The organism is Bacteroides sp. OM05-10AA (assembly GCF_003439055.1).
In the GTDB taxonomy this organism is placed as follows: domain Bacteria; phylum Bacteroidota; class Bacteroidia; order Bacteroidales; family Bacteroidaceae; genus Bacteroides; species Bacteroides intestinigallinarum.
Window position 1 is genome coordinate 67,963 of sequence record NZ_QSUR01000017.1, and the last position, 19,907, is coordinate 87,869.

At 45.7% G+C, this 19,907-nt stretch carries 12 protein-coding genes; 8 read left to right on the forward strand and 4 right to left on the reverse strand.

Annotated elements, in window-relative coordinates; all coding sequences use genetic code 11:
- Positions 1-13: 13 nt before the first annotated feature.
- Entirely contained in the window at positions 14-961 is a 948-nt protein-coding gene (locus DXB58_RS14580) for a FecR family protein (RefSeq protein WP_122137299.1), read from the reverse strand.
- A gap of 165 nt (positions 962-1,126) precedes the next feature.
- Positions 1,127-1,693: an RNA polymerase sigma factor gene (locus tag DXB58_RS14585; protein WP_122137301.1), complete on the reverse strand. Its 567-nt coding sequence runs from the start codon at positions 1,691-1,693 to the stop codon at positions 1,127-1,129.
- A gap of 397 nt (positions 1,694-2,090) precedes the next feature.
- Here DXB58_RS14585 and DXB58_RS14590 point away from each other — a divergent pair, with 397 nt between their 5' ends.
- Both DXB58_RS14590 and DXB58_RS14595 read left to right on the forward strand, forming a co-directional pair.
- Entirely contained in the window at positions 2,091-2,711 is a 621-nt protein-coding gene (locus tag DXB58_RS14590) for an HU family DNA-binding protein (protein ID WP_122137303.1), read from the forward strand.
- Between the two features lie 167 nt (positions 2,712-2,878).
- Entirely contained in the window at positions 2,879-3,763 is an 885-nt protein-coding gene (locus tag DXB58_RS14595; RefSeq protein ID WP_122137305.1) for a D-isomer specific 2-hydroxyacid dehydrogenase family protein, read from the forward strand.
- Here DXB58_RS14595 and DXB58_RS14600 read toward each other — a convergent pair.
- Together DXB58_RS14600 and DXB58_RS14605 are read right to left on the reverse strand one after the other, a co-directional pair.
- A complete protein-coding gene (locus DXB58_RS14600) occupies positions 3,746-4,534 on the reverse strand; it encodes an aspartate dehydrogenase domain-containing protein (protein WP_122137307.1) in 789 nt (262 codons plus the stop codon). The genes DXB58_RS14595 and DXB58_RS14600 overlap by 18 nt on opposite strands.
- A 48-nt stretch (positions 4,535-4,582) precedes the next feature.
- Positions 4,583-7,186 carry a hypothetical protein gene (locus tag DXB58_RS14605; RefSeq protein ID WP_147338732.1) on the reverse strand — a complete coding sequence of 868 codons (2,604 nt, stop codon included), beginning with the start codon at positions 7,184-7,186 and terminating at the stop codon, positions 4,583-4,585.
- Positions 7,187-7,561: 375 nt separating this feature from the next.
- Between DXB58_RS14605 and DXB58_RS14610 the strand changes: the two genes are divergently transcribed.
- The 6 genes from DXB58_RS14610 to DXB58_RS14635 are packed head-to-tail and all read left to right on the forward strand — an operon-like array spanning position 7,562 to position 19,855.
- Positions 7,562-10,747, forward strand: coding sequence for a TonB-dependent receptor (locus DXB58_RS14610; RefSeq protein ID WP_122137311.1), 3,186 nt, complete (start codon positions 7,562-7,564; stop codon positions 10,745-10,747).
- A gap of 11 nt (positions 10,748-10,758) precedes the next feature.
- Positions 10,759-12,510: a RagB/SusD family nutrient uptake outer membrane protein gene (locus DXB58_RS14615; protein WP_122137363.1), complete on the forward strand. Its 1,752-nt coding sequence runs from the start codon at positions 10,759-10,761 to the stop codon at positions 12,508-12,510.
- 21 nt (positions 12,511-12,531) lie between these two features.
- Complete coding sequence (locus DXB58_RS14620) at positions 12,532-15,321, forward strand: TonB-dependent receptor (RefSeq protein WP_122137313.1); 2,790 nt, start codon at positions 12,532-12,534, stop codon at positions 15,319-15,321.
- A gap of 28 nt (positions 15,322-15,349) precedes the next feature.
- Positions 15,350-17,062: a RagB/SusD family nutrient uptake outer membrane protein gene (locus DXB58_RS14625; protein ID WP_122137315.1), complete on the forward strand. Its 1,713-nt coding sequence runs from the start codon at positions 15,350-15,352 to the stop codon at positions 17,060-17,062.
- A gap of 25 nt (positions 17,063-17,087) precedes the next feature.
- Positions 17,088-18,353 (forward strand): discoidin domain-containing protein, encoded by a 1,266-nt coding sequence (locus tag DXB58_RS14630; protein ID WP_122137317.1) that lies wholly within the window; start codon positions 17,088-17,090, stop codon positions 18,351-18,353.
- Between the two features lie 44 nt (positions 18,354-18,397).
- Positions 18,398-19,855: a glycosyl hydrolase gene (locus DXB58_RS14635; protein ID WP_122137319.1), complete on the forward strand. Its 1,458-nt coding sequence runs from the start codon at positions 18,398-18,400 to the stop codon at positions 19,853-19,855.
- Positions 19,856-19,907 lie beyond the last annotated feature (52 nt).

A 19,907-nucleotide genomic window follows, 5' to 3' on the forward strand; every position in this document is an offset into this window, starting at 1 on the left:
TTCTTTCAAATGGTTAATAAATAGTGATTTTATCTTTATGTATCTCGTATTTGAACTTATATTGCAGACTCAATGAATGAATCACATTCTGTATGTTTTCGTGGCGGAAAGAGCCGGATAATAAATCCTGTCCGATTTGGGGGCATCTTAGCTCGATCTCTACTCCATACCATCTCTCTATCTCCTCAATGACATCTATCAAAGGTTCGGAGTCGAATATCAAATAGTCGTCGCACCAGCCGGTTTCCACATGAACGTCAGCTTGGGTTATTTTGAGTGCATTGTTGATACTGGAGTAGGTCGCTTTCTCGCCGGGAGTAAGAATATACTCTTGTGGAAAGGAGCTGCCTGATATTTTAATCTGTCCGGTGAGCAGGGATGTTTCAACAACGCCTTTTTTATAAGTATTTACATTGAAACTAGTTCCTACTACCTCGATTTGCAGGCCGTTGGCTATCACTCTGAAAGGACAGTCGGGATTCTTTGCCACATCAAAAAAGGCTTCTCCCGACAGTTGTACTAATCGTTGTTTGGAGCTGTTTACATCGTACGTGATAGTGGTGGCACCATTCAGTTGCACTTTTGTTCCATCTGGCAATATGATTTCCGATTTACTGCCCGATTTTACATTGGCAGTTATCATTTGTTGTGTTTCCGGGGTATTCAATAAAGAATAAACGCCGAGAGAAGAAGTCACAAGCAGGGCGATTACAGCAGCATATTTGGTAATCTGTATCCAACGCCGTCTCCAGATAATCTGATGCATTTCTTTTCGTATCTGTTTTTTCATCATGGGAGGCATCCCGATTTCCGTCGTAGCATCCTTTTCCATATCTATCATGACATTCCAGAGTTCCTCATCCGGAATGTGATTGAGTTCTTCCTTGAACTGCCCGAAGTCTGTAGGAGAAACTCCTTTTTCAAGGTACTGACGGTATAAATCTTTAAATAGTGCTTTCATATTTATGGGTGTTTCTATTGGTTATACGTGACTGAAATAGGGGAGTACTATGATTTCTTTATGTTCTATAACATAAAATTAGGAAATGTGAAATAACCTGTTAGGTGGTATCTTGACTTGATGGGATAAAGAAACTACTTCTGACAGCCGTTATAAAGAATACTATTACAGGAAGAAAATAAAGAGAATATTATATTTCATCATTTCGCTGCGAAGAATCTTCAGGGCGGAAGTCAGATAGTTTTTCACCGTTTGTTCGGAGAGATCCAGTTGTTCGGCTATTTGCTTGATGGGGATATGTTTCTCCTTGCTTAATTCATAAATCTCATGTTCCCGTTGTGACAGTACTTTTTTCGATTGTTGGAGTTGTTGCAGGAATTCGTCGTACAATAAGATATCTTCCGGCGATACGTCAGTTGCCTGGTTCTCGCAGTACTCCATAAAATCCTCGAATTGCAGTTCGTTGACCTGTTTGCGGAAATAATCAATGACCTGATGTTTGGCGATGGTGAAGATGAAAGCCTGCAGATTGCCGAAGCTATTCAACTGGCTACGGTTGTCCCACAGGCGTAAAAAGGTATCCTGAACAATGTCCTGTGTCAGGGAACGATTTTTTAGTTGTTTAAGAACAAAGCTGTAAAGTCGGTCGGCATAGGCTTCATAAATCTGTGTAAAAGCCTGGTAGGAGCCGTTGCGTAGTTCTTTTATGCACTGTATTTCGTTTATTTTCATGCTTCCTGTATAGATGTAGGCGCAGACAAATGTACTGAAATAATTTAAAAATCAACAAATCTATGCGGATAAATAAAAAGGAAGCGGTATCAGTGGTTGGCAGAAGCGTTTTCATTTTGCAATTGCATTACATTTATAGATGAAGTTTTATGGTACCCCCTCTTGCTTTTCGCCTCTTAATTTTGTACCTTTACAGATTTTCCTCCTTTCACTAAGGGGATGTCACGCTATAGAGTGACATTTATCACTTTATAAGATGCCATTTGTCCTTCTATAAAGTGATAATGGTCACCTTGCAAGGTGACGACTTCCCGACTGCACAAAAATACATTAATCTCTGCACTGAAAATCCTTAATCTCTGCACTGAAAGTTCTTAATCATAGTTAGAAAAGAAAGATGGCTTATTACAATTTAAAGAAGAAACCGTCCCTCACCACGAAAGAGGGCGAGACTGAAACGATGTATGCCGACATTGTTTATAGCGGAACGATTACGGCAAAGCAGCTTATTCGGGCAGTAGCCAAGAGAACCGGATTCAAGGAGGGGATGATAGAAGGGATCCTTTCCGAGTTGCGGGACGAAACACTCGACTATCTGGGCGAGGGATTCCGGGTAGAACTGGGAGAGTTTGGATTCTTCTCCGCCAAGGTGACATCTCGTTTGGTGGAGGACAAGAAAGACTTGCGTTCCAACTCCGTTTCTTTCAACGGGGTGAACTTCCGTGCTTCTAAGGAATTCCGGACAGGCGTCCGGGGTGATCTGGAGCGTAGAAAATACATAGACTTTAATACCTCAAGAGAGTGTGACAGCGAAAAACTGAAACAGATTGTACTGCAATATATCCGGCAACATGGGTTTATTACAAGAACAACGTACACCCAACTCACAGGGCGGCTGAAGAATACCGCGCTCGCTGACCTCAAATCCTTTGCTGCCGAGGGTATTATCAAGAGGGAGGGACGGGGCAATCAGATGCACTTCATTGCACCGCCACCCAAGGAGCCGGACGGCGAGTAGTGAACTCTGAATATACCTGTTTAACTTGCGTTCGCGTGTCTAAAACGTACTGTAATCATTCATCTTTAAATGATATTATGGCTGGAAATTTGTATCTTAGCGCCCATGTTGGGTTACTAATCCGGTAACCATATATGTTTGTATAATACTTCTAAAATAAAAAAACGATGTTTCAGAAACTTGTAGCTATAGAACCGGTCAGCCTGGTTCCGTCGGCCGAAAAAGCGTTGTATTCATTTGCCGGTCAGGTGGTGATGTATCCTGATATACCCGCGAATGATGATGAAATAATTGCCCGTATCGGAGATGCTGATGCGGTGCTTTTGAGTTATACCTCCCGTATCAACCGGTATGTACTCGAATGTTGTCCGAATGTGAAATACATTGGAATGTGTTGTTCACTCTATTCTCCCGAAAGTGCCAATGTCGATATTCGTTATGCCAATGAACGAGGTATCACGGTAACAGGTATCCGGGATTATGGTGACGAAGGAGTGGTGGAATATGTAGTCAGTGAGTTGGTGCGCTGTTTGCACGGCTTTGGACAGGAACCGTGGGAAGAATTGCCTCGTGAGATTACCGGATTGAAAGTCGGAATAATCGGACTGGGTAAGTCTGGCGGCATGATAGCGGACGCCTTGAAGTTCTTTGGTGCTGATATTTCATATTATGCCCGCAGTGAGAAAGAAGCGGCTGCTGCCAAAGGATATCGTTTTTTGCCATTGAGGGAACTCCTTGCAGAGAGTGAAGTTATTTGCTGCTGCCTTAATAAAAATACGGTTTTACTGCACGAAGAGGAATTTAAGCAGATGGGTAACCGGAAGATCTTATTCAATACCGGTTTGTCACCGGCATGGGATGAGGCTGCTTTTACTGAATGGCTGGAAGGTGATAACCTTTGCTTTTGTGACACGATAGGCGCGTTGGGGGGTGAACAGCTTCTCAATCATCCGCATGTACGTTGTATGCAGGTGTCTACTGGCCGCACGCGTCAGGCGTTTGACCGCCTGAGCGCAAAAGTACTGGCCAATCTGTCAGAATACAATGGGTGAAGCGATATTAATCAGGGTGCTCACTACTGACCACCCTGCAATATCCGATGTAGCACTATAAATGTCTACTACGGCATGCACCTGGTCATTTTTGATTTCTACTCTTTGCGTATCTCCCACAAATCCGGGAGTAGACTGTATGGATACCTGCATGTTCTCCGGACCGACAGAAGCCCGTGAGGCGGCAACTGTAACATTCACTTTGGTTGGAAAGAGGCGAATCGCTTCCGCAGCACTGCCGGAGAAAACGGTACGCTGCTCCGTTTGCAAAGAATCATCATAAACGGGAGTTCCTTTGAGTGCGTTAGGACCTTTTTCATTGAAGAAGCGAGCCGTCGTATTTCCCATCAGGGAGGCAGTTCTTAAAACATCGAATCCACCGGTAGCTCCGGATGCGATATAGACCCGTGTACCATTTGCCCTGGCGGTTTCTGTCACTTCCCGGTAGAATGCCTCATCTGCCAAAGCACCGATAGACAAAGTAACGACAGACGTTCCGTTTCTCAATGCCGGCAAAGCCAATTCCCGCATGGCGGCAGGAGAGGCCGATTCTACCAGATAATCAGGCTTTAATGCCAATAACTCTTCCAATGTGGCGCAAGCAATGCAAGGCTTGCCATGTTGCTGCATTTTATTTACGATGTGTGCTGCTTTTGATGCCGTACGCGAATAGACACCTACCAGATGATAATCTGCTAATAAGCCATTGACAACTGCATCCGCAACGATTTCTGCAAGTCGTCCACATCCTACAATGACTAATTTTTTCATGCAACAAAGATAATACTTTTATTGGTAAGAGCTTCGGCCGGTCTGTAATTACTGGAGGTCTGACAGGATATCCTCGTAACTGATGGCAGGCTTCTCATTCAACAGGCGTGTATGCTCTGCGACGAAAGTGTCATAACACCTTTTGGATGCTCCCTTCTGTCCCATCTGGAATAATATCTGGCACTTGATGCGCATCGCTTCTTCATCAAGCGTATCATTAAGCAGCAGGACGTCTGCTATCTGCAATATGAGCTTGTTGTTTCCTTTCACATCAGAGGTTTCCAACATTCTAAGCATGAAAGTAGTGACCTGTTTGGTATATTCGTCTTTGAAAGAGTCGAGCCATTCTGCACTGATGGTAGGTGTGAGTGTTCCTCCCGCAGCGAGTTTCAGAATACGCTGTAAGGTAGCGATGTCCACCGTTGCTTTGTCCGGTACTTCCTGCAGGATTTTGTTGATCTCATGATAGTCACAGGTAATGTCGTCACCTATACTGATAGACCAGTAGCCGCCTTTATAATTAATGGCTATGTCCCCTGTTCTTTCAAGAATAAGCCGTAGTTTTCTGATATTCACATTCCGGGTGTTGGAAGCATCCGCTTTGTTCATTCCCAGCCAGAAAGTCTCGTCCAGTTCCTGCGAAGTCACTTTTCTGCCTTTTGCAATGCTGTTCAGCAGGATATATAGAAACACCTGTTTGATGATGGGCGTAAATTCCTGCGTGATGTCATTTCCCTCCTTATCGAACACCTGAAAATCTCCGAGAAGATGGATGGTGGATATACGTGGCTTTTTATCCTGTAATTTGGTTGTGACGGGCTGTTCCTCTGCCTTTGCGGAATTGTCTACCCTCCTTTCTTCCAAAGTACTTGCTGTCGCAGGAGATGTTTTTCTCTTCAACCGTTTCCGGTAGCTGATCGTAACGCCTATTATAATAAGGAGAACCACGACCGATAATACGATGTATTTCATAAGCTCCTTATCCCCTCCGGCAGGTATCTGCTCTATGTCCGAAGCCTTGAGTGGAGGAAATGCAAGCGAATAGATTTCGACACTATAATCGTTACCCGGTTCTTTCTTCTCAAGGAAGACACCGTAAAGTGTCGATGTCTGTTCCACATAAATCAAATCGCAGAAAGATTCCGTATCAAGGAAGTTGTAAGGGATGGAGTCCCCCAGCGTTTCAAACGTTCCATTTTTCCAGTCGATAACGCTTAGGATGGCTGTGGAGTGAAACTTGCTGTTATTGTATGCTATCGTGTATGCCTTATGTTCCTCTTTCCGGAGCACCATGGAGTTACTGAACACAAGAGGAGTGGGGCCGACGGAGAACTGCCCGATCATCTTGCTCGTCATGTCTTTATAGTTGATTTCGAGGATATCATAGAGGTTGGTCGGAAACTCCTCCTGACGTCCCGAATGACTGCCATATCCGCCGATAATCAGAAGCGTGTCGTTACCTAAGTAGCCCATGGTACTTAAATAACGCGGGATGACGTATGAAGAGAGGTCTTTGGTGGTCCATTCTCCATCGTTCAGTTTATGCTTGTTGATGGTTGCTTTATAGGTGTGTGCACCATATCCTCCGAACAGAATCAATTCGTCGTCAATGAGAATCCGGTTATGCTGTTGTACGGGGGCCAGATTTTCCCGTCTTTCTTCCGCAGACCATTCGTTCGTTTCGAAATTATAGGTGATAAGTTCGGGGTATTGAACACTATAAGAGATCAGCCGGTTGTTTTTAGCGTCATAAATCGTTTGGCTGCCTCCGTTACGAAACGGATTTCCTTTTTTGTTCATTACTTTCGATGCCGTTTTATTTGCTATATCATAGGTAATGACAAATTCACTGCTGGCTATGAATATCCGTGGCTGGATGGTGTCGTATGCTATCTGGGCATTGACCTCTGTCAGTGGAATACTTGCTTCCTTTTCCCAAGTGACGTGTTTGTCCACTTTCCAGACGCCGTTCTTCACAGTTGCATAGTTGCTTCCTTTTTCATCATACACCCCTTTATCTGTATGGCGCAGCATCGGCCATTCTCTGATTACCTGTCCTTTGTCGTTGGTGATAACGATGTCCCGGACTGAAATGGGAGGTACGTCCGTAGTATAGAACGTTTGGTGAGTATTGGTACCGAAAAGAATCTGGGTGTGCTTGTAACTGTTGAAAGCAAAAGGGATTTCCTTGACTACATTGTTGATCTGGCACCTTATATTCTGCCGGTTGAAAGTCACTTTGATGTTGAGCCATTTGTTCAGTTCTTTGTCATTGAGTTCCGAGAATTGCATATTGCTCAATATCCCTTGCGAATCGGACATTACGAAATTCATCTTGCCAAGATTCAGATTAGAAATAAAGTCCAGACTTAATGTGTCGTTCACGATGAAGCGGAAGATATAACCGTATGTCAGGACAGCCTGTTCCAGTCTTAATTTGAATTGGAGTGAATATCCAGTAGCCATATCAAGTTCACCGTCCGGATTAAGATCCAGGGAGGTTCTTTGGTCTTGATTGACTGTGTGAGATTGAAATGTCAGTCCGTAGGAGATCTTTTTCTTATCAGGGTTGCCAGCATAACTGATACAAGATAATAGCAGGACTAATAGCAGTAATATCTTCTTTTTATTATTCGGCATAATTTTTCTCATGATTAAGATAATTCGATCGGGTAAAAAACAAAGGAGGCTGCTATTCCCTATTTTTTATAGCATAGCTTAGCAACAAAATTAGATAAAAACTTAAAACCAGCAAAATATTGCAAGCGAAAAGAATGAGCGAGTGGCAAAAAGTAAGGTCAGAGGAATTTTAATTAGATTTTTTTTCTGTTTTTTGTGGCAGTTAAGGGTTAGTTAAGCCTTAATTAATGATGCTAAGGTATATTTGTCGTCGGAAAAGCAACGAGTTACGAACCTATATAAACTAAGAATTTATGAAAACATGAAAAACGAAACCTTTGTATGAGTCGAATCAGAAACCGTTCGGCAGGATAAGATTTTTATCCCCTTAATCTAAAACAAAATATTATGTTTAAACAGAAAATCAAAACTAAAAGAAGTATTGGATGCAGAATTTATTTAAGCATCTGTCTCTTGCTTACGGGAGTTTGCTCTATAGAGGGGGCGTATGCGTTACCTCACTCTGACGGGTACGCGAATCCCGCCCCCAATCAGCAAAGTAACATCACTGTTTCCGGGGTAGTGAAGGACTTGAATGGAATCCCTTTGATAGGAGTCACCGTGTCTGTATTGAACACAACGACCGGAACCATCACTGATGCTGACGGGAAATACACATTGAATGTACCCGCCAATGCAGAACTTCAGTTTACGTATATCGGATTCACGACTGTGAAAGTGAACGTTGCCGGCAAACGTAAGGTAGATGTAACCATGCGCGAAGATACGCAGCAGCTCGAGGAAGTCGTTGTCGTGGCTTACGGTGTGCAGAAGAAAGAAACCGTCACCGGTTCGTTGGCTTCCGTGACTACCAAAGACCTGTTGCAGTCGCCACAGGCCAATATCAGTAATGCGCTGGCAGGTCGTATGCCGGGTTTGTTTGCCGTGCAGCGGAGTGGTGAGCCGGGAAAAGACCAGTCGACTATCCGTATCCGTGGTGTGGGAACCTTTGCCGATAGTGGCAACGAGCAGGACCCATTGGTCATGGTGGACGGAATCGAGAGCGATAATTACAACAACATCGACCCGAATGAAATTGAGAATATAACCATTTTGAAAGATGCTTCCGCCACAGCCGTGTATGGTGTACGTGGTGCGAATGGTGTAATTCTGGTGACGACGAAACGCGGACAGCAAGGCGCTCCCCGTATCAACGTTTCTACCAGTGTAGCCCGTACTTCTTTCATTGATTTGAGAAAGAGCATGAACTCTTATGAGTATGCCAACTCTTACAATCTGGGACAGGCTTATGATGCTTATGTAACGGGAAATCTTACCCGCCGTTTCTCGGACGAGGTGATTGAAAAATACCGTACCCAGTCCGATCCGATTCTTTATCCGGACGTGAACTGGACAGACCTGCTAGTAAGCGATGCTTCCTATCAGACACAAACCAATATCAATATCAGTGGCGGTACCGAACGGGTGAAATACTTCTTCTCCGCAGGTTACTTCACGCAGAATGGTTTGTTCAATACCGATGTTTATGACCCCGGTTATGACTATCAGTTGAAGTACAGACGCTACAATCTGCGTTCCAACTTCGACTTCAATATCAACAAGAACCTGAAAGTCAGTTTCGACCTCTCCACGCAGATGGACGATACGCGCGGACCAAACTGGTCGACTTCCAGTTTCATGAATATGCTGGTAACTGTTCCGCCTATTATTTCTCCGGGAGTAGTGGACAATAAGATCGTAATGGTTCCCACTACGGCACAGATACCCGCATCTACTCCTATGGTAGCTTACATGAAAGGAAATCATAAAGACTATGCCAATTTCCTGAATGGTTCGATCCGTGTGAATTATAAAATGGATTACCTGACTAAAGGTCTGGCAGTGCGTGCAGCGATCTCCTACAAAAACTATAACAACCATATCCGCGAGTACCAACGCAACGGTACGTCATATGAGGGTAAAGCGGACGGCAAAGGCGGAGTGGTACTCATTTCGGGTGATGACGGATCGGAAGTAACACGCTTCGGCGAACGATACCAGAAGAACCGCCGTGTCTACTTTGAGGGAGGTATCGAGTATGCCCGTCGTTTTGGCAGTCACAACGTTACAGGGTTGGTACTTTACAATCAGAGTAAATACTACGATCCGAATCTTGAATTTTCTGTACCGCAGGGTTATCAGGGATTGGTAGGTCGTGTCACTTACGGATTCAAAGACCGTTACCTGTTCGAGTTCAACATCGGTTACAACGGAACGGAGAACTTTGCCGAGGGAAAACGTTTCGGTACGTTCCCGGCATTCTCTTTGGGATGGGTACTTTCCGAAGAATCGTTCTTCCCGAAAGGCGAGGCAGTGACTTTTGCCAAGATTCGTGGTTCCTATGGTGTGGTCGGAAATGATAAAGTCGGAGGCTCCCGCTTCCTCTATCGTCCTACGTCCTACACCTATACAGCCGACAAAAATCTGTTTGGTTCCGGCGACATCTATCATTTCGGTGAGGTAGGTTCTTCCTATCAGGGATACAGAGGCGTATACGAAGGTAAACTCGGAAATCCGGACCTGACATGGGAAAAGTCCAAGAAATGGAACATCGGTGCTGATATGAAGTTCTGGGGCAGTAGAATTGGACTGGTATTCGATTACTTCGAAGAAAGACGTAATGACATTCTTTGCAACCGCGGAACCGTTCCCAATATTACAGGAGCCGACTTCCCCGCTTATAACTTGGGACGCATGAAAAACTCCGGTTATGAATTCGAACTGTCTTATTATGACAAGGTTGGTGATTTCAGCTATTTTGTGAAAGGCAATTATAGCTTCGCTCGCAATAAGATATTGTATAAAGATGAGGCTCCCTGGGAATATTCCTATCGCAGTGCAACCGGCCTCCGTTACGGACAAATCTTCGGTTATGTAGCCGACGGACTCTATAACACCTGGGAAGAAGTGAACGACCCGAACCGTCCCACTTATATGTGGAGCAACAACAAGATTCAGCCGGGCGATATCAAATACAAGGACATCAATGGCGATGGTGTGATTAATGACAACGATCAGGTGCCTATCGGTTATTCCAATTTCCCGGAGAAGATCTTTGGATTCTCATTCGGCGGCGAGTTTAAGAACTTCGACTTCTCTGTTTTGTTTCAGGGAGCTTCCAATGTTTCTACAATCGCTTCCAACGTATCCCGTCAGGGATTCAATAACAACAGAGGTGCCGTGCAGGACTTGCTGAAGAGCTGGACCTACGAACGCTACGCGAACGGACAGGAAATCAAGTATCCGCGTTTCTCCGTATCCGACAACGGGCACAATTATATGACCTCTACTTACTGGCTCGAAGATGCTTCCTACCTGCGACTGAAGAACGTGGAAATAGGCTATACATGGCGCAATCCTTTCTTCAAACGCATCGGTATCAGTTCGCTTCGTCTTTATGCCAACGGCAGCAACCTGCTGACCTGGGCGGATCTGCTGCCCGGCGAAGACCCCGAGTCTCCTATGATGGATAACAATAATGAGCCTTATCCTGTGACGAGAACCTACAACTTAGGTGTAAGTATAAACTTTTAAAGATGAATGGAATGAAAAAGCTAGTTGCTATAATAATATCTTGTATTGCGTTGGCAATAGGTTCCTCTTCTTGTGAGGATATGATGGGAAACTATCTGGATAAAGCTCCCGGTATCGATGTGACCGAAGATACCGTATTCTCATCGACTGCCCATGCAGAACGTTTCTTGACCACCGTCTACCGGTATGCCGTACATTCCAACCTGCCTTATTTCACGGAGGGATGGGCAGACCCGACCAATTACGACGGAACATTGAGTTCCGGAGCGAGTGACGAGTCGGAGACATGTGCAGCCTGGTACTCTACTCAAAAATGGAATTCCGGTTCATTGACTCCGGACGATATACAGGACAAACGCTACCCGTTTCGTTGGGTCGCTCTCCGGCAGATTGCCATTATGATAGAACGCATCCATGATGTACCCGACATCTCCAATACTTATGCCAATCAGATTATTGCGGAGATGAAGACCCTTCGCGCACTGAATTATCTGGAGATGATGAAATGGTACGGTGGTGTGCCTATCATCGACCGCCGGATTGATTTGGGTGAAGACTTGAAGATTCCGCGTGCCTCTTTGCAGGAAGTGGTGAACTTTATACTGAAAGATTGTCAGGATGCCATTGATGCTCCCGAATTTCCGGAAGACCAGACCGGTGCCCAGAAAGGGCGTGTCGGTAAGGGTGTGGCACTTGCTATCAAAGCAAAAACATTACTGTATGCTGCCAGTCCGCTGTTCAATACGGAAACTCCTTATATGAGTCTCGGAGTGAATAATAATCTGATTTGTCTGGGCAGTTCCAATCACGAATTATGGAAACAGGCTGCGGATGCTGCCAAAGCTGTGCTCGACTGGGCGGCCGCTAATGGTCATCACCTCATTACGGATCAGGGAGTGGATAAGAACTATCGCTACTCATGGGAAGTCTATGACAATCCGGAGATTATCTTCGCTGAAAAGGCACATGGTGAAATCGGTACTTGGGACTGGCCCTGGTCGGCTATTTCTCCTCCTAATATTTATCCGGGCAACCGTGGGCAGAGTGGTATTTCACCGACACTGAACTTCGTGAAGAAATATGAGAAACGCGACGGTACGGACCAGTACTGGAATCCCGATGGCGGCACCGATTTGCAGGCAAAGATGGGCGAACTGGATTATCGCTTCTCGCAGACGATTGCTTACAATAAATCCATTTGGAATGAAGAAAAAGGTGAAATGCAGATTTGGGAGGGTGGCAGAGATGCCAATACTTGTTATGGTGGTTTCTGGCTGCACAAACATTTCCCTGCCAAGATAAACAATACACAGGTCAAGCTGGCTCCGAATTCAACCCTGTTCCAGTTGAACGAGTTCTATTTGAGTTATGCGGAAGCGCTGAACGAATATCACAACGGGCCGACATCGGAAGCCTATGCTGCCGTAAAAGCGATACGCGACCGTTCCGGACAACCGGCATATCCGGCAGGATTGGATTACGAGAGTTTCAAGAAACGCATCCATCGTGAGAGAGACATTGAATTGGCTTTCGACAATCACCGTCTGTGGGATATCATGCGCTGGAAAGTTGCGGAAACGGAAGGAGTGATGCAAGGCGATATGTGGGGAATCAAAGTCTATAAGATAGACGGAAACGACAGCGAATTCAGATATGAGCCTTATGTGTTTGAAAAACGCAGTTTCCACAAGAAGATGTATCTCAACCCATTCCCTACATCGGAAATCAACAAAGGTTATCTGGTTCAGAACCCGGGTTATTAATTACCTTAAAAGTAATATAGTATGAAAAATAAGATGATATATAGAAAAAAAGGATGGATGTTGACGGCTATGCTGGGTTTCTGCCTGGGTGGTTCCGTAGCAGCGCAAACCATATCGTCAGATACGATAAGCTATGTGGCTTACGGCACACAACCCGAATGGATAACTACCGGTGCAGTATCGTCTGTGAAAGGATCGGCTTTGGAGAATTCTTTCACTACGAATGTAGCCAATACACTGCACGGGCGTCTGCCGGGGCTGGTCACTCTTCAGGGAAGTGGCGAAGCGGGTGCCGATAGTCCCACCATGCTTTCTCGCGGAGTCAGTTCGTTTGCTGCCGGTAGGGGGATGTTTATGGTGATTGACGGCTTGCAGGCTCCCGATGGTTATTTCCAGCAGTTGGTGCCGGAAGAAATCGAATCGGTTACTCTTTTGAAAGATGCTGCTGCCACGGCACTGTACGGCAACAGAGGGGCGAATGGCGTGTTGGTCATTACAACGAAGAGAGGACAGACGGGTGGATTGAAAATTAATTTCAGTGCCAAGGTCGGCTTTCAGCAGGCTACCCGCTTGCCTAAGTTTGTAGATGCTTACAATTATGCGAATCTGTACAATGAAGCTTTGGTGAACGACGGAGGATCTCCTTTATACTCCAATGAGGCATTAGACGCTTATCGTACCGGAAGTAACTCGCTGCTTTATCCTAATGTGGACTGGTATGACACTATATTGAGAGACAATGCTCCGGTGATGAATTATAATTTCAATGCCAGTGGAGGAAACGATGTAATCCGTTATTTCGTATTGTTCAATGCAGTGAAGAGCGAGGGATTGTACATTAAGACAAAGGGGCATTCCGACTATACGGATAATTCCAACTTCGTACGCTATAACTTCCGTACCAATGTAGATTTGAACCTGACGAAACGTTTATCTGCCACGATTACCGTTGGCGGTACGATTGAAGACAAGTCTCTTCCGGGAACTTCGGAAAATACAGGTGCGGTGTTTGATTTGCTCTCTTCCGTTCCGTCCAATTCATTCCCTATTTTTGTAGGAAGCCGCCAGTATGGAGGAAACAATACCTATGCCAATCCATTGGGTGAAATAGCGGAAAAGGGATATTATAAAACCAACGGGCGCTTGGCTCTGACTTCTATTCGCCTGAAAGAAGATTTAGGATTTATTACTCCCGGATTAAGCATTTCGGGTGCTATCGGGTTCAATTCCTACTTCCAGACATATACCATCGGAAGTCATGATTACCAACGGTTCAGCGTACAGAAAATTGCGGATGACATAGAATTGACTCCCATTGGCGAAGACAGTGGAAAACTGAATATAGATGAAGGTAAATCGTATCAGCAACGTAACTTGTCCATGCAGGCCTTGTTGAATTACGACCGTACTTTCGGCATCCATACGGTAAGTGGTATGTTGATGGCCAACCGCGACGAATTGACCATATCGGGACATAATCTTCCTTATTTCAACATTGGTATGGGCGGACGTTTTACGTATGCCTACGACCGGAAATACATTGGTGAGTTCACATTCGGCTACAACGGGTCCGAGAACTATCCATCGGGACGTCGTTTCGGATTCTTCCCGGCAGGTTCTATCGGCTGGATTGCAACGAATGAGGGCTTCCTGAAAGACAATAAGGTACTTACATTCCTGAAACTGCGTGCATCGTATGGACTGACCGGTAATTTCGATATCGGTGGTACCCGCTATATGTTCGACCAGTATTACGACTGGGGAGGTTATTATCCGTTCGGAGATGCGAACTCCAATGTAGAGAATTACTTTGAAGGAACACTTGCCAACCCAAGTGTGACCTGGGAGAAAGAAAAACAACTGAATGTGGGCTTTGACGCAACATTGTTTAGAAAGTTAGATATCAGCTTTGACTTCTTCAACCGTGACCGCAGAGACATTCTGGCAACTCCCTACCGCACGATTCCCGATTTCGTAGGATTCAAGAAACCGGAAATGAATGTCGGTAAGGTGAACAATAAAGGTTTCGAACTGACAGCTCGTTATGCAGACCGGATTAATGACTTTAACTACTATGTACAGGGTGGCGTATGGTATGCTCACAATGAAGTGAAATACAATGCAGAGATGTTGCAGCAGTACTCTTATATGTATCGCACCGGTCACCGGGTAGATCAACCTTTTGGATTGCAGGCTATCGGCTTTTTCAAGGATCAGAAAGACATTGACGATTCTCCGCAGCATACTTTCATGAAAGTGCAGCCGGGTGATATCAAATACAAGGATATGAACAATGACGGGGTAATCAATGAAAATGACGTTTGTGCCATCGGATACACCAACCTGCCGGAGTTTACTTATAGCTTCAATCTGGGTTTTGCCTACAAAGGTTTCGACCTCGACGCAAACTTCCAGGGCGTAGGCAACCGTACCGTATACAGAAGCGGACGCTATTACGAAGCTTTCCGCAACAACGGCAACGCATCGGAATGGGCACTCGAAAGATGGACACCTGCCACAGCGGCTACTGCCACCTATCCCAGACTGTCCACAGGCGAAAACCAGAACAACTATCAGACATCATCGTTCTGGCAGGAAAACGGTGCATTCCTCAAACTCCGCAGTCTCGAAGTGGGATACACGCTTCCCGTTCAGCTTGTGAAAAAGCTAAGCTTGGATAAAGTGAGATTCTTCCTCAACGGAACCAATCTGTTCTCTTTCGACCACATGGATGGGTTTACCGATCCGGAAACGATGAGCGGCTATCCTGCCATCCGGACCATGAGTATCGGTGTGAATGTACAACTGTAAAAGCCCTGTAACTTAAAATTGTAACGATATGAAAAAGATAAATATACTATTATCCAGCTCGATAGCCGCTCTTCTGTTAAGCTCGTGCAACCCTATTCTCGATAGGGAGATGATGCTGACCATGACAGAGAAGCAGGCGTTGGAAAGCTATGACGTCGCTCAAAAGCGTGTGAACGGGCTATATACATATCTTCCCAACGGGTTTTCGCCGGTGGGAGGAGCGATGATGGCTGCCGCTTCCGATGAAGCCGAGTATTCGGTAGCTTCTTCATCCGTCCACATGTTCAACAACGGTTCGTGGAATCCGCTGAATAACCCGGATAACGTCTGGACTTATTATTACCAGGGAATCCGTCAGGCGACTCTTTTTCTGGAGACTGCCGACCAGATTAACATGGAAAGATACAAACTGGACCCGCAGAATCAGGCTGATTATGAAATGAGAATGGCGAATATCGAACGGTGGAAATACGAAGCCCGTTTCTTGAGAGCTTATTTCTATTCCGAATTGGTGAAGAGATATGGTGGAGTACCCCTGGCAAACGAACTGATGGATATGGACACCGACTACCGGAACATTCCGCGGAATACATTGCAGGAATGTATTGATTTTATAGTCGATGAGTGCGGACAGGTAGCACCGCATTTGCCGGCCGTCTATCAGGCGAGTGATATGGGACGTGTCACCCGGGGAGCAGCTTTGGCTCTGAAAAGCAGAGTGTTGCTGTATGCGGCAAGCGAACTGTTTAACAATCCGGTATGGGCGCAGGGGTATGAGCGTCAGGACTTGATTTCCTTGAGCGGAGTGGACAGACAGACCCGGTGGGAGAATGCAGCGAAAGCGGCCGGAGAGGTTCTTTGGGGTGCAGACGTGGCGGAAGCCGGTTATAAGTTGTCCGGGAATTATCAGAGCCTGTTCCGTTCGTTCAGCGATAATGAAATTGTTCTTGTCCGTCGCAACGGATACGACAACTCATTCGAGAAGAGTAACTATCCGATTGGTGCCGATCAGGCAACCGGTGGTACAGCTCCTTCCGGAAATTTAGTAGATGCTTACGAAACCACCGGTGGAAGAACATTCAGTTGGAAAGACCCGTCGATGGCTGCCAGACCTTATGAAAACAGGGATCCTCGTTTTGCTGCAACCATTATGCCGAACAACAGAACTTTCCAGGGACGACCGGTAGAGTGCTGGGAGGGCGGAGCCGACGGACCGGACAAGAACAACGCCTCCAGAACCGGTTATTACTTGCTGAAATACGTTGACCCGGAATTGAAACTCTTGCAGGGACAGTCGGCTATCCACTCTTGGATTATCATCCGTTTGGGTGAAATCTACCTGAATTATGCCGAAGCGATGAACGAGGCTTATGGCCCCGATGGAAAAGGGATCTATGGAAAGAGTGCCCGTGAGGCAGTCAATGAGGTACGCGGACGGGTAGGTATGCCCGAAGTGTTGGCTGATTCAAAGGAAGAGATGCGTGAGAAGATTCGTCATGAGCGCCGGGTGGAACTGGCATTCGAAGATCACCGTTTCTGGGACGTGCGCCGTTGGATGACTGCCCCGGATGACTTGAATGCGCCGCTGAAAGGAGTGAAAGTCACTCGACTTTCTTATAACAGTTTCGAGTATCAGAGTGTGGAAGTAGAAAGCCGGAGCTTTAAGCGTTCGATGTACTTCTATCCGATTCCGCAGAATGAGCTGAACATAACAGGATGGCCACAGAATCCGCTTTGGTAATGTAACTATTAAATAGAACAGAAGTATGAAAAATAAGAATATCAAACTTTGGATAGCAGCCCTGGCTTGTCTGGCAGGATGGAGCTCATGCACCCATGAAGAATATGTGGATGTGGAGTATCCTGCACAGCAGATTTATATGCCGGCTGCCAATGTAGGTGCTGACGGGATATATTTAATCGATGATGTACCGTCTGCTTCCCTTTCGGAAGAGGTGCCGGGCAATCCCTATCGCTTTAAAGTAGACATGAAGACATATGATTTCATCGTTCCGTTGGCCGTCTATCGTTCGGGCATAGAAGACGGAGGAACGTTGAACATAAGTCTTCGTGTAAACAATGACACGATACAGAAATTGATAAACGCGGGCAAACTGGAAGCGGACATACTGCCCGTAGACAGATACCGATTGGAGAAATCGGCAGAGCTGGCAGACGGAAGCGCTTATGTGCCGTTCAATTTGATTGTGGATTTGAAGTATCTGGATGATAATTATGTGGAAACAGGTAAGCAGTTTGCGGTAGCGGTAGAAGCGCAGTGTGCTGACCGGGAGTTGGGTCATAATGTGGTCATCGTAGTGATTGATACTAAAATTATGCGCCCCTCCGTTGATTTTACTTTCTCGGTAGACCAGAACAACTGGAAGCGGATTATTTTCAAGAGTGAGGCGAAGTATGCCTATTCTTCCTCCTGGACGTTCGGCGAGGGGGATGCGGCTTCCAGTCTGGCTAATCCCTCCCATACGTATACCGATAAAGGGTCTTATCAGGTTACCTATAAAGCGGTCGGAATCACTGGTGAAGAGGTGGTGGTAACAAAAACAATTCCGGTACTGAATATTGGTAAGTTGTCGAATGCAGGTTGGACCATTTTGGCTTGTTCAAGTGAAGAGCCGGAAGAAGGAGGAATAGAAAGTCCTCTCGGTTATGCCACAGCCATGATTGACGGTGATTTGAGTACTTTCTGGCATTCCCGTTGGAAAGATCCGGTTCCGGGTTATCCGCATTGGGTGGCAGTAGACATGGGTACGGAGCATATCATCAGCAGCTTCGTTTGCTACAGACGTCCGGACGATAACCGTGGACAGACCAAGAACAGGTTCTGGACTAGTATGGACGGTGTGAATTGGGTAGATCAGGGAGAATTTGCGTTCAACCCCGATACGAATGATGGACAGACTTTCCCGATGAATAATTATCCAACAGCAAGATACTTCAAATATGAAGCCACGCAGGGGCCGAATGCATGGGCATTCCTGGCGGAAATTGAAGCGTATGGAGAAGTCGAATAGTAATAAAATAGAAAGGATTGAAAATGCTTAAAAGAAAAATAATTATGAAGAACTTGAATTTATTTATGTGCTGCGCGTTTGCAGTGATGTCATGCAGTTCCGATTTTCCAACTTATAACGATGTCAAGAAACAACCGGAACCGGTACAGGCAAAAACTGCCAATGAGTTTTTGAATTCGATGGGAGTATGTGCCGGAATTGATGGTAGAGGTGAGACCGTTGAGCCGAGTGCCAGTGATAATATGGGGTCTGCCGCACGCTATAAATATGTGGGAGTACGCTGGATGCGTGCCGGAACGGAAGGCTCTTATCGGAGCAATCCGGATGAACTCGCAGCATCGCGCAAGAAATTGATGGATAGTATGTATCGCTTCCACGAACTGACGGGTGCCAAATTCTCCTTTGGTATCGGTAGTGGTGCCGGAGGTGGTAAAGCGGAAGTGGAATTTATGTTGGATTGTGCCAATGAACTGGCGCAACATGGGTTGTTGATTGCTCTTGAGGGTGCCAACGAACCTAACAACTTTCCTTTGGGAGGCAATGGCGGTAAGGGTTATGACGGAACACCCGGTGGTGGTGGCGATACATGGCTGGGAGTGGCTTATCAGCAACGCGACATCTTTGAACTCTCCAGAAGCAGTAAATATCCATATCTGAATAATATGCCTATATGGTCAGTTTCCACGATCGGTGCCATGAATGATAATGTAGGATTACAATATCTGACTATACCGGATGGAGCAAATACCAAGATGCCTGACGGAACCCGTTATGCAACTCACATGAACTGTCACAACTATGCATTCCAGAATGAGGGCGACTGGGCAAGACCGAATGATAACCAGACTTGGAAACACTCGGATCCTACTTCCAATAATCCCGGTGACGGACCGTATGTGAACTTTGGTGTGACCTGGAATAAGAACTTCAAGGGATATACCAATGAAGAACTGTCCAATCTGCCGCGCGTCGTAACAGAAACCGGATTGAAAGTCTTCGGAAACTTCTCGGAAGAGATACATGCTTCTTTCCTGATGAATATCTATTTGAGCCAGTTTAAGAGAGGATGGTCCAACACTGCTATCTATATTCTTCGCGACCGTGTGGACGAAGATCCTATCAACATCACCTACGGTATGTTCAGAGGTGACAATACGAAACGTCCGGCTGCTGATTGTATCCGTAACATGACTACGATCCTGGCGGACGATGTAGACGCTCCTTTGAATCCGGGAACATTGACGTATGTCATTCCTAACCAGCCGTCGGTCATACATGACTTATTGCTGCAAAAGACGAACGGTAAATATTACCTGATTGTCTGGGGTGAGAAATATTCGGGAGGTAAAGTGAATGCTACTGTTCAGTTCGGTCAGAAAGTGAAGAAAGTGAATGTCTACAGTCCGAGAGAAAGTGCGGATGTGCAACAGACTCTGGACAATACGGATGCCATCACAATGACTTACACTACTAATCCTTATATTTTTGAAATAGAACTCTAAAAACTAAACAGATTGTCTGCCATCCCGGTGGAATATCCGGGATGGCAGATTT